The organism is Rhizobium viscosum (assembly GCF_014873945.1).
Lineage (GTDB): Bacteria > Pseudomonadota > Alphaproteobacteria > Rhizobiales > Rhizobiaceae > Rhizobium > Rhizobium viscosum.
Genome location: NZ_JADBEC010000001.1, coordinates 1,982,010 through 1,993,994 on the forward strand (window position 1 = coordinate 1,982,010; position 11,985 = coordinate 1,993,994).

Below are 11,985 nucleotides of genomic sequence, written 5' to 3' on the forward strand. Positions count from 1 at the left end.
TCTATAGGAAATGTCAGATTCAATACCTGTCATGTCGCCGTCCGACATTTCCCACACGACCAATGAAAAATCCTATGCAAGTTATGCATCCTATGCGCTGAAGGTATTCGAAGGCCTGTCATCTGGACTCGGAATTTCCGGCCCGATGCATATCCGGTTCGGCGAGAACATCATGATGGTGGTGATGCCGGCGTTCAATGTCTCGGAGAAGGTAGCGCTGCCGTATCTTTTGCGTAGCTCTCACAGCGATCGGAGAACAGCTTCTCGCTCAGGAAATCGACGAGCACTCGGACCTTGGGCGAGAGGTGGCGGTTGGAGGGCCAGAGCAGGTGGAACTGGGCGGGGGCGTCTATATGGGCGTCCAGCACGGTGCGCAGCCTGCCGTCGGCCAGCGGGTCGCGGGCGAGGAAATCCGGCATGCAGCCGATGCCCATGCCGCTGATGGTGGCGCCGCGAAGGGCTTCCATGTTGTTGCAGGTCAGAACGGTACGGGTTCTGATTTCCGGATGGTCCGCGGTGAGGCTGAGCGGCCAGGGCTGCAGCTTTCCGGAATTGGGGAAGCGGAACCGGACGCTCCGATGGCCTTCGAGTTCACGAGGGCAATCCGGGGTTCCGTGTTTTTCCAGATAGGCCGGCGCCGCACACAGCAAAAGCTGGAACGGGCGGAGTGCGCGCGACATCAGCCTTGAGTCGGGCAAGGTTCCGCTGCGGATTGCAACGTCGACGCCTTCCTCGATCAGATCGACAATCCGGTCGTTGAAGTCGAGATCCAGTTCGACCTCCGGGTAGAGGTTCACGAATTCCGGCAGGATCGGCAGAATCAGATGGTAGCTGACCAGCGGCACGCTGACGCGCAGCCGTCCGCGAGGGGTCGCAACAGCCTGAGCGAGCGAGGCCTGGGCGTCTTCCAGGTCATCAAGGATACGCCGGCAGCGCTCGTGGAACAGGCGGCCTTCTTCCGTCAGCCGCAAGCTCCGCGTCGAGCGCTGGAACAGGCGGACGCCGAGCTGTTGTTCAAGCGCGGTCACAGCCTTGCCGACAGCGGAGGCGGAAAGGCCGAGAGCCCGACCGGCGGCGACGAAACTTCCAAGATCCGCCGTTCTGACGAATGCGGTGAGGCCACCCAGAGGTTGGTCCATGTGCCGATCCATTCGAGCGATTTATTCCTTTATATGCGGAACAAACCATAGGTTATCGAAGAATTATCCTCAATTTATGCTGCTTTCCGCAATCGAAGTCCAGGCGTTTCAGCGCCGCCGCGCACCTCCCAAGCGCGTCCCACCCTCGAACCAGCGGATATCCGATGACCGTTCCCCACAAGTCCAAACCTACAAGTATAGCGGAGAAAATCTTCGTCTTGATCGCCGTCTGCTCGGCAGCTGCGGCTATGCCGCTCACTTTTACCGGGCCTGCTGTCGCCTTGCCAGCGATCAGTGCCGAACTTGGCGGAAGCCCCATTGCCCACAACTGGGTCACCAACGCCTTCATGCTGACATTCGGCAGTACGCTAATGGCCGCCGGCGCGCTGGCAGACAGCTATGGCCGCAAACGTATCTTCCTGTGCGGCCTTGCCGCCTTCATCCTGTTTTCCGGCGGGTTTGCCTTTTCGCCTGACATTATCTGGTTCGACAGCCTTCGCGCGCTTCAGGGTTTCGGCTCGGCCGCGGCCTTTTCCGGCGGGATGGCATCGCTGGCGCAGGAGTTTGACGGAAAGGAACGCATGCGTGCCTTCAGTCTCGTTGGCGCAAGTTTCGGTATTGGCCTGGCGTTCGGACCGATGGCGTCGGGCATGATGATCGAGGCCTTCGGTTGGCGGGCGATTTTCGCACTCGTGGTTGGCCTCGCTATCATCGCCTTCGTTTTCGGGGCGATATTCCTGACGGAAACCCGCGACCCCGAGGCAAGCGGGCTCGATTGGCCGGGTGCGATCAGCTTCACGCTCGCCCTGTCGCTCTTTACTTTTGGCGTGTTGCGGGCGCCGGAAAGCGGCTGGAGCGATGCTCTCACGCTTGGGCTCATTCTCGGCTCGGTGCTGCTGATGGCCCTTTTCTGCTTCATCGAGTACCGCGTGAAGCGGCCGATGCTCGACCTGACGCTTTTCCGCTATCCTCGCTTTGTCGGTGTGCAGCTTCTGGCGGCTGCTCCCGCTTATGCTTTCGTCGTCCTGCTGATCCTGCTGCCGGTACGCTTCGTCGGCGTCGAGCGTTTGAGCGCGGTTGCCGCCGGGCAGATGATGATCGCGCTTTCCGGTCCGCTTCTCATCCTGCCGGTCGCAGCCGGGCTGCTGACCCGGTGGTTGCCGGCAGCAACGATCTGCAGTGTCGGTCTCGTCATTTCGGCCGCCGGTCTCTTCTGGCTGGCCCATATTCCCGTCGGTTCGGACCATGTGGCGCTGATCGCGCCGCTGCTGACGATCGGTATCGGCATCAGCCTGCCCTGGGGCCTCATGGACGGGCTTGCCGTCAGTGTCGTGCCGAAGGAGCGCGCCGGCATGGCAACCGGGATCTTCAGTACGACCCGCGTCGCCGGCGAAGGGGTGGCGCTCGCCATCGTGAGCGCAGTCCTCTCTGCGCTGACGCAGTCCTATCTTGGAACAAGCCATGAAGCGACAGTGGCGGCACAGCGACTGGTGACGGGGGATCTCAACGGTGCGGGCCAGGCTCTTTCCGGCATGGGAGAACTGGAACTCATCCATGCCTATAATAGTGCCTTCGGCCTGCTTTTGTGGTTTCTGACCGGCATCACGATTCTGACCGCAATCGTCATTTTCACCTTCATGGGACGAGGTACCAGCGAAGCCGAGGAGGCGGCTGAAGAGTCTATCGCTGTTTGAACATATCAGGGCGGACGAACGTTTCCGCCCTTTTAACTATAGCCACTGAAAAACTACTCTTTTCCAAGCAATTTATCCTGCAAAATTACATCCCGCAGTAACGACTCCTAAAGTCCAGGCTGGCACTTTTATTCTCATTGGCATTGCGTATGCGTTTTTACTGGCTGGGGTTTTGCAATGAGTCGTAATCGGGATGATTGGGTCAGCCAGCGGGCGTATGCCATCTGGGAAGAAGAAGGCCGGCCGCACGGTCGGGGCGAAAACCACTGGGCACAGGCGCTCAGGGAATTCGAACAGCTCGAAGCCACGAAGGCTTCCGCCGATGGGAGCGATCTCATCGAAAAGCTGAAGGCAGCCGGGCGCCTGATGCGGGCCTATGACGAGGCTGAAACGCAGGATGTTCAGAACAACCGGCGCAAGGCGGCCCGCTAGGCTGAGGCCGGCACCGCAAACGTTCCTTGGCTCTGTCTATCATCGAAGCCGCCGGCCAAGCATCGCAGCTCATTCCGATCCTGCCCTCGATTACTGGCGAGCGGCCCAGCTAAGACCGCGCCGGAGAATGAGGGGCATGTAGGGGTGGCTGAATTCGGCAGCGACATGGCCGAGTGCGGAATAGAAGACGCGACCCTCGCCGAAATGTCGCTTGAAGACGACGGGCATCGCGATATTGCGCGCTGCAGGATCGTACTGGCCGGTGAAGGTCGTCGTGGCGAGAATTTCGACCGAGGGATCATAGTGCAGATAATACTGCTCCGAGCGGTAGTCGAAGTCCGGAATGCCTTCCATCAGCGGATCGTCCTGCCGCGTTACGGCAACCTTGAAGTCAATGATATTGCCGGGATGAGCAACCCAGGTGACGCCGGAGACATAGCGGAAGGCTGCGCTCTCCTTGAAGGAGGTGGCAAGGCAGCCGTGATGGCCCCCGAGGCCGAGACCGCCGCGAACGGCTTGGACCAGGGCATCTGCGTGCGGCTTTTCCAGCTTCTCGCCGGTGATGACCGGCACCAGAAGATCGGCATTTGCGAGAAGCGGCGAGCCGAAGATGCCAAGGTCATTGGTGATCTCGACTGCAAAGCCGTCCTCGCGCAGCAATTCACCAACGATATTGGCGCAGGGCTCCGGCTCGTGGCCCTGCCAGCCGCCCCAGACGATGATCGCCTTTTTCATATTTTCTTCCTTAAACAGATGCAGCAGGCTTATCGACGATAAACATTATAGCGCTAAGGCTGATCGGCCAGATGTCGACCGATCTCTTCGACCACGAAAGAGCCGAAATGGCGGCGCTCATTCCGACGGCGTCAGCGATATAACGAATGTCTTCGATGCAAAAGCCGTCGATGTGGCCGACAAGCCGATCACGCTGCCGAAAGCGCATTCCGTGTGCAAGACATCTCTAATCTTCTTATTTTTGCAAATATGTAACCGAGATAACTTTTTACTGACGCGTAACTTGTCTAAGGTCCGCGCATCTGTGGCTTGCAAAAGGTGAGATGTATGGCAGGTGAAACGGTACTCGTCGTCGGCGGCGCTGGGTATATTGGCTCGCATACGTGTCTCGATCTGGCGAACAAGGGCTACAAGCCCGTCGTCTTCGACAATTTTTCCAACGGCCATCGCGAATTCGTCAAATGGGGACCGGCGGAAGAGGGCGATATTCGTGATCGCGCCCGGCTCGATGAGGTGCTGGCAAAGCATAAGCCGTCGGCGATCCTGCATTTTGCGGCGCTGATCGAGGTCGGCGAATCGGTCAAGGATCCGGTCTCTTTTTATGAGAACAATGTCGTTGGTACATTGACGCTGCTGTCGGCGGCGCAGGCGGCGGGCATCAATGCCTTCGTCTTCTCGTCCACCTGCGCGACCTATGGTCTGCCGCAGAGCGTGCCGCTCGATGAGACGCACCGCCAGGTGCCGATCAATCCCTATGGCCGCACCAAATATATCGTCGAGCAGGCGCTTGCCGATTACGACCAGTACAAGAGCCTTCGCTCCGTCGTGCTGCGCTATTTCAATGCCGCCGGTGCCGATTTCGAGGGCCGCATCGGCGAATGGCACCAGCCGGAAACGCATGCGATCCCGCTGGCGATCGATGCAGCACTCGGCCGTCGCCAGGGCTTCAAGGTCTTCGGCAGCGACTATGAGACGCGCGACGGCACCTGCGTGCGCGACTATATCCACGTTCTTGATCTCGCCGATGCGCATGTGCGCGCCGTCCAATATCTGCTTGATGGCGGTGAATCCGTTGCTCTCAATCTCGGCACAGGCACCGGCACGACGGTGAAGGAGCTGCTCGGCGCCATCGAGGATGTCTCCAGGAAGCCCTTCCCGGTGGAGTATATCGGTCGCCGTGAAGGCGATTCGCACACTCTGGTCGCCAATAACGACAAGGCGCGCGACGTGCTCGGCTGGGTGCCGCAGCATGATCTCTCGCAGATCATCCAGTCAGCCTGGAACTGGCATGCGAGATCAAATCACCACTGAACGCGGGTCACGGCCCAACGTTCTCGTCATCACTGCGGATCAATGGCGCGGCGATTGTCTCTCTTCTGTGGGGCACGCCTGCATCAGGACACCCAATGTCGATGCTCTGGCGAAAGACGGGACGCTCTTCCGGCGGCATTATGCCGGTGCGGCTCCCTGTTCGCCGGCGCGCGCCACACTTTATACTGGCCTCTACCAGATGAACCACCGGGTCTGCCGGAACGGCTCGCCGCTCGACCGGCGGTTCGACAACCTGGCACTGGCGGCAAGACGGGCGGGTTACGATCCGACGCTGTTCGGCTATACGGACACAGCGCCGGATCCGCGGGAAATGGATTCCAATGATCCGCATCTGACGACCTATGAAGGCGTGCTACCGGGTTTCACTGTTCGCCAGCTTCTGCCGGAGCATGAGAGGCAATGGCTTTCCTGGCTGCGCTTGCGCGGCCGCACGGATGCCACCAGCCGCGATATTCACATTCCGGTGGGCGCAACGGCGATAGAAATCTCGAATGCGGCGCCAGCCTATTTACGCGAAGAGACGCAGACTGCTTTCCTGACCGGGGAATTCATCCGTTGGATGGGCGAGCAGGATGCGCCTTGGTTCGCACATATTTCCTTCCTGCGGCCGCATCCACCCTTCTCTGTACCTAAACCGTTCAACCGCATGTTCAAGCCGGGCGAAGGCCCGGCTTTTGCACGCGCGACAGACCGCGAGATGGAACAGCAAGGCCATCCCTATCTCGCCTACGCCATGCCGCGCACTGGAAAGGGCAGCTTCATTCATGGAGCGGAAGGATCGCTCAGCGACTGGAGCGCTGCAGACTTCGACGCCATCAGGTCGATCTACTACGGGATGATCGCCGAGGTAGACGACCAGCTCGGGCGTATCTGGCAGGCCCTGAAGGATGCCGGCGAGTGGGACAACACGATCGTCGTCTTCACGTCCGATCATGCCGAGATGGCTGGTGATCACTGGACGCTCGGCAAAGGCGGCTATTTCGACGGCAGCTATCATATTCCTCTCGTCATTCGTGATCCTGGTGCGGCTTCCGCCGGCGGTATCGTCGAGAATTTCACCAGTGCTGCCGATGTTTTCCCGACACTCTGCGATCGGCTCGGCATCAGGCCTGCCAATGGCATCGATGGGCGCTCGCTTGCGCCTTTCCTCGATGGCGGCATGGCGCAGGGCTGGCGGGATGCGGCTTTCTGGGAATTCGATTTCCGGGATATCGCGCATGGCGAGGCGGAGCGGCATTTCGGCCTTCAGTCGAACGAGCTGAATCTTGCCGTCATCCGCGACGAACGGTTCAAATACGTGCATTTCGCCGCATTGCCGGCGCTGCTCTTCGATCTCTCCGAGGATCCGATGGAGCTGCGCAATCTTGCCGACGATCCGGCCTATGCCTCGGTGCGGCTCAACTATGCCGAACGGCTGCTGTCGCTCAGGGCACGGCATCTGGATCAGACGCTTGCCTATACCGAACTGACGGAAAAAGGGCCGGTGTTGTACCGGCCCTGATCGGGATCAGAAGTTTCCGAGGAAATCCCTCTTGCCAACAGGCGCACCCTGGTTGCGCAGGATGGCGTGCGCCGTCGTCACGTGGAAGTAAAAGTTCGGCAATGCGAAGAGCGCGACATATTCGATTCCGGGAACGACCGAGCCGTTGCGGCCCGGAACTGTGATTTCCCTTAGATCGCTGCCATCAAGAGCTTCGGCAGAAAAGCTCGCAAGGTAAGCTTCGGTCTTGGCCATACGCTCGCGCAGGTCGGCGATCGTCGTTTCATTGTCTTCGAATTTCGGCGCGTCAGTCGCTGTCAGGCGGGCGAGTGCGAATTTCGCGCTATCGCTGGCGCGCTGGTACTGGCCGGAAAGCGGCAGCATATCCGGAGCAAGGCGTGCATTTACGAGGATGGCGGGGTCGATTTTCTTTTCCTCGGCATAGGCTTCCGCCTTGTCGAGATAGGTCTTCAGACTGGCAATGCCGCGCTGGAACATCGGCACGGTGAGGCGATACATCGAAATGGACATTGGTCCTCTCTCCAAATCTTAAAAAACGGGCTGTGTGCGCAGGCCGCTGGGCTCCGCGTAGATGGGGATCTCTGCGGCTTTCGCAATAAGCACCTGTGACGGTCCTTGCCCATGATGGCCAGATTGCAACAGGCCAATCATGCACAATTCACCTCGGCAGAATGCCTTCTACTCCACAGCGATAGCGGAAATCGGCAAAGAGACTTGACGTCGTTTCGATAAAATGGAATGAATATTCCGCGAAACAAATTTTACGGTTTGTTTGTTCCGTTTTAACGGAGCGCCACGGGAGAGGCGGCGCGGATTGAGGTCTGCAGACGGAGGTCTGGGACCCCGGCGTGAGGAGGGTGCAGCCGGGCACCGTTTTGTGGAGGAAAATGCAATGAAAAAATTCATCCTGGGCACTGCGATGGCGCTCGTCCTGTCGACAGCCGCACACGCGGAAACTGTTGGCGTTTCGATGGCCAAGTTCGACGACAACTTCCTGACCGTTCTGCGCAACGGCATGACTGATTACGCAAAGACGCTGAATGGCGTCACCCTGCAGGTTGAAGACGCGCAGAACGACGTTTCCAAGCAGCAGAGCCAGATCCAGAACTTCATCGCCTCCAAGGTCGATGCGATCATCGTCAACCCTGTCGATACCGATGCGACGACGGCGATGTCGAAGCTTGCTGCCGATGCCGGTATTCCGCTGGTTTACGTCAACCGTCAGCCGGTCAACGTCGACACGCTGCCGGACAAGCAGGCTTTCGTGGCGTCCAACGAGCAGGAATCCGGCACGCTGGAAACCAAGGAAATCTGCCGTATTCTGGGCGGCAAGGGCAAGGCCGTCGTCATCATGGGCGAGCTCTCCAACCAGGCTGCGCGCATGCGCACCCAGGACGTTCATGACGTCGTCAAGACGGACGAATGCAAGGGACTGGAGATTGTGGAAGAGCAGACGGCCAACTGGGATCGCACCCAGGGCGCCGACCTGATGACCAACTGGCTCTCCAGCGGCATCGAGTTCGACGCCGTGATCTCCAACAATGACGAAATGGCGATCGGCGCCATCCAGGCGCTGAAGGCGGCCGGCAAGGATATGAGCAAGGTCGTCATCGGCGGTGTCGACGCCACGCAGGATGCGCTTGCCGCAATGCAGGCGGGTGACCTTGACGTCACCGTGTTCCAGGACGCCGCCGGCCAGGGCAAGGGCGCGCTCGATACGGCGCTCAAGATTGCCAAGGGCGAAAAGGTCGAGAAGAAGGTCTACATCCCCTTCCAGCTTGTTACGCCCGCCAACGTCAAGGACTTCGTCGCCAAGAACTGAGGCAAACGCCAAGCAGGATGCGGGCTCTGCCCGCATCCTTTCAGCCTGTCCGTATCCGGAGGAGATGATATGGCCGTCAGCCCGTCAACCATGGCCGCCGTGCGCGCGAGCGGTGCAGTTCCGAATGCGGAATATCTCTTGAGCGCAGAGGGCGTTCGCAAGGAATTTCCAGGCGTCGTGGCGCTCGACGACGTGCAGTTCCGGCTGAAGCGCGCCTCCGTGCACGCGCTGATGGGTGAAAACGGCGCCGGCAAGTCGACGCTGATGAAGATCCTCGCCGGCATCTATACGCCCGACAAGGGCGATATCCGGCTGAAAGGGGTGGAAATCCGGTTGAAATCTCCGCTTGATGCCCTCGAAAATGGGATCGCCATGATTCATCAGGAGCTGAACCTGATGCCGTTCATGACTGTTGCGGAGAATATCTGGATCCGCCGCGAACCGAAGAACCGTTTCGGCTTTGTCGATCACGGTGTGATGCATCGCATGACCGAAGAGCTGTTTGACCGGCTCAATATCGCGATCGATCCCGATATCGAGGTCCGCTATCTCTCGGTCGCAAACCGGCAGATGGTCGAGATCGCCAAGGCGGTTTCCTATAATTCCGACGTCCTCATCATGGACGAGCCGACCTCGGCGCTGACGGAGCGCGAAGTCGAGCATCTTTTCCGTATTATCCGCGATCTGAGAGCCCAGGGCATCGGCATCGTCTACATCACTCACAAGATGAACGAGCTTTTCGAGATCGCCGATGAGTTTTCCGTCTTCCGCGACGGCCGCTATATCGGCACGCATGCCTCGATCGAGGTCACCCGCGACGACATCATTCGCATGATGGTCGGGCGCGAGATCACCCAGATGTTTCCGAAAGAAGAAGTGCCGATCGGCGAGGTGGTGCTCTCCGTCAAGGATCTCTGTCTCAACCGGGTCTTCCACAACGTGTCCTTCGAGGTGAGGGCCGGCGAGATTCTCGGCGTGGCCGGCCTCGTCGGCTCCGGACGGTCGAATGTCGCTGAAACGCTTTTCGGGGTAACCCCGGCAAGCTCCGGTTCGATCGAGCTTTTCGGCAAGCCGGTGACGATTTCCTCGCCGACCGAAGCCATTCGCCACCAGATGGCGTTCCTGACCGAGGACCGGAAGGACACGGGCTGCCTGCTGATCCTCGACATTCTCGAAAATATGCAGATCGCCGTCCTGCAGGACAGATATGTCAAGGCCGGTTTCGTGCAGCAGGGCGCGATCGAGGCCACCTGCGAAGACATGGCAAAAAGGCTGCGCGTGAAAACGCCCAATCTTTACGAGCGCGTCGAGAATCTTTCGGGCGGCAATCAGCAGAAGGTGCTGATTGGGCGCTGGCTGCTCACTCATCCGAAGATCCTGATCCTCGATGAGCCGACGCGCGGCATCGATGTCGGAGCCAAGGCGGAAATCCATCGGCTAGTTACCGAAATGGCGCGAAACGGCGTGGCGATCATTATGATCTCTTCGGAGATGCCCGAGGTTCTCGGCATGAGCGACCGCATCATGGTGATGCATGAGGGGCGCGTCACCGGTTTTCTCAATCGCGACGAAGCAACGCAGATCAAGGTGATGGAGCTCGCCGCGCAGTGATTGCGCGCGATCGCCAAAGGGAGGTTTGACATGACTATCAAGGCAGCAGAGGGCACGGCACCCCTCGCAACCCGGCCGAGACGGCGGCGCGTACCGCCCGAACTCAGCATCTTCCTCGTGTTGGTTGGCATTGCGCTCGTCTATGAAATTCTCGGCTGGATCTTCATTGGCCAGAGCTTCCTTCTGAACTCGCAGCGCCTGACGATCATGATCCTGCAAGTTTCCGTCATCGGCATTATCGCGGTCGGCGTCACCCAGGTCATCATCACGGGCGGCATCGATCTTTCGTCGGGCTCGGTCGTCGGCATGACGGCGATGATCGCAACGAGCTTTGCCCAGTCCTCCACCTGGGGACGAGCCGTCTTCCCCTCACTGACCGACCTGCCTGCTGTCGTGCCGATCATGATCGGCCTGTTGATCGGGTCGGCCGCCGGTCTCGTAAACGGTGCGCTCATCGCCTACACAAAGATACCGCCGTTCATCGCAACGCTTGGCATGTTCGTTTCGGCGAGAGGCGTGGCGAAGTGGTATACGAAGGGTCAGCCGGTTTCCGGGATCACCGAGCAATTCCACTTCATCGGAACGAAGGCGTGGCCGGTCGTCGTTTTCCTGGTTGTTGCACTGATCTTCCACATTGCGCTGCGCTACACCCGTTACGGCAAGTTCACCTATGCCATCGGCGCGAACCCGCAGGCCGCGCGCGTTTCCGGCATCAATATCGAAGCGCATCTCGTCAAGGTCTATGTCATTGCGGGATTGCTTGCCGGCCTTGCCGGTATCGTTACGGCAGCGCGTGCTGAAACAGCGCAGGCCAGCATGGGCGTTGGATATGAACTGGACGCGATCGCCGCTACCGTCATCGGCGGCACTTCGCTCACCGGCGGTGTCGGGCGCATCACCGGCACCGTCATCGGCACCGTGATCCTCGGCGTCATGACGTCAGGTTTCACCTTTCTCAGGATCGACGCCTACTACCAGGAAATCGTCAAGGGCGTCATCATCATCGCGGCCGTCGTCATCGACGTCTACAGGCAGAAGAAACGAACCAAGCACTGAACCGGAAGAGGGGGCTTCGGCCCCCTTCATTGTTTCATCTGGAATGGCTGCGATTACAACGAAGGATCCAGGGCTCCGGATATCTTCAGATGATGCGCGAGTTTCTGGCGATCCCCCAGAATCATCTCAGGAGGAATGTCGGCCGGATAGAAAAGATCGATTTCCAATCCCTCGGCGAGAGCGTCATCCGTCGGTCCGGGCAGTTCATCCTCACCTATCCGCGCTTCGAAGACGGCAAGCAGGAAGTCGAAGGTTTCGCCTTTCGGTGAAATAAACTTTTTCCGCTCGAGTTCGATCAGATCTACGCCATCCAGGGACACGCCAATCTCCTCTAATATCTCGCGGCGAAATGCGACCGAAAAATCCTCGCCTTCTTCGACCGTTCCACCCGGCAGAGACCAGCCCGCGTGCATGCCGCTTCTCTTCGCGAGGACGACTTGACCTCTGGCATTGTGAATAATGCCGATCGCTCCGCCCAGCGCCCGGCGGGAAAAGTGTTTGTGTTTCTGCGCCTCGAAATCGGCTTCCAGTAAGGGCTGTTCGGCCGCCGTCAGCCTGGCATCCGGGTATTGTCGAATAAGCGCCTGGAAAATTTCCTCACTCATGGGATTCTTTCAGATCAGGCAGAAAAGACATTCCGCAGCGGTCGAGCCTGCGGACCGC

The 11,985-nt window shown here is 59.3% G+C and carries 11 protein-coding genes; 7 read left to right on the forward strand and 4 right to left on the reverse strand.

What is annotated here, in order from left to right; translation table 11 throughout:
- Positions 1 to 194 precede the first annotated feature (194 nt).
- Positions 195 to 1,139, reverse strand: coding sequence for a LysR family transcriptional regulator (locus H4W29_RS09880; protein ID WP_192728761.1), 945 nt, complete (start codon positions 1,137 to 1,139; stop codon positions 195 to 197).
- Positions 1,140 to 1,303: 164 nt separating this feature from the next.
- On the opposite strand from H4W29_RS09880, the gene H4W29_RS09885 reads away from it, so the two are divergent.
- The gene (locus H4W29_RS09885) at positions 1,304 to 2,833 is read left to right on the forward strand and encodes an MFS transporter (RefSeq protein WP_192728762.1); all 1,530 of its coding nucleotides are present in this window, start codon (positions 1,304 to 1,306) and stop codon (positions 2,831 to 2,833) included.
- A gap of 177 nt (positions 2,834 to 3,010) precedes the next feature.
- Positions 3,011 to 3,265: a DUF2934 domain-containing protein gene (locus tag H4W29_RS09890; protein WP_192728763.1), complete on the forward strand. Its 255-nt coding sequence runs from the start codon at positions 3,011 to 3,013 to the stop codon at positions 3,263 to 3,265.
- Between the two features lie 90 nt (positions 3,266 to 3,355).
- On the opposite strand, the gene H4W29_RS09895 is transcribed toward H4W29_RS09890, so the two are convergent.
- A complete protein-coding gene (locus tag H4W29_RS09895; RefSeq protein ID WP_192728764.1) occupies positions 3,356 to 4,000 on the reverse strand; it encodes a ThuA domain-containing protein in 645 nt (214 codons plus the stop codon).
- 327 nt (positions 4,001 to 4,327) lie between these two features.
- Here H4W29_RS09895 and galE point away from each other — a divergent pair, with 327 nt between their 5' ends.
- Together galE and H4W29_RS09905 are read left to right on the forward strand one after the other, a co-directional pair.
- Positions 4,328 to 5,311, forward strand: coding sequence for a UDP-glucose 4-epimerase GalE (galE, locus tag H4W29_RS09900; protein WP_192728765.1), 984 nt, complete (start codon positions 4,328 to 4,330; stop codon positions 5,309 to 5,311).
- Entirely contained in the window at positions 5,289 to 6,833 is a 1,545-nt protein-coding gene (locus H4W29_RS09905) for an alkaline phosphatase family protein (protein WP_192728766.1), read from the forward strand. Before galE ends, H4W29_RS09905 begins: the two co-directional genes overlap by 23 nt.
- 6 nt (positions 6,834 to 6,839) lie before the next feature.
- Here the strand turns inward: H4W29_RS09905 and H4W29_RS09910 are convergent, their stop codons facing one another.
- The gene (locus tag H4W29_RS09910; RefSeq protein WP_192728767.1) at positions 6,840 to 7,343 is read right to left on the reverse strand and encodes a DUF1993 domain-containing protein; all 504 of its coding nucleotides are present in this window, start codon (positions 7,341 to 7,343) and stop codon (positions 6,840 to 6,842) included.
- A gap of 382 nt (positions 7,344 to 7,725) precedes the next feature.
- Between H4W29_RS09910 and H4W29_RS09915 the strand changes: the two genes are divergently transcribed.
- From H4W29_RS09915 to H4W29_RS09925, 3 genes are all read left to right on the forward strand, one after another.
- Positions 7,726 to 8,655 carry a sugar ABC transporter substrate-binding protein gene (locus H4W29_RS09915; protein WP_192728768.1) on the forward strand — a complete coding sequence of 310 codons (930 nt, stop codon included), beginning with the start codon at positions 7,726 to 7,728 and terminating at the stop codon, positions 8,653 to 8,655.
- 69 nt (positions 8,656 to 8,724) lie between these two features.
- Complete coding sequence (locus H4W29_RS09920) at positions 8,725 to 10,266, forward strand: sugar ABC transporter ATP-binding protein (protein ID WP_192728769.1); 1,542 nt, start codon at positions 8,725 to 8,727, stop codon at positions 10,264 to 10,266.
- Between the two features lie 30 nt (positions 10,267 to 10,296).
- A complete protein-coding gene (locus tag H4W29_RS09925) occupies positions 10,297 to 11,322 on the forward strand; it encodes an ABC transporter permease (protein WP_192728770.1) in 1,026 nt (341 codons plus the stop codon).
- A gap of 53 nt (positions 11,323 to 11,375) precedes the next feature.
- On the opposite strand, the gene H4W29_RS09930 is transcribed toward H4W29_RS09925, so the two are convergent.
- The gene (locus H4W29_RS09930) at positions 11,376 to 11,927 is read right to left on the reverse strand and encodes an NUDIX hydrolase (RefSeq protein ID WP_192728771.1); all 552 of its coding nucleotides are present in this window, start codon (positions 11,925 to 11,927) and stop codon (positions 11,376 to 11,378) included.
- Between the last annotated feature and the right edge of the window lie 58 nt (positions 11,928 to 11,985).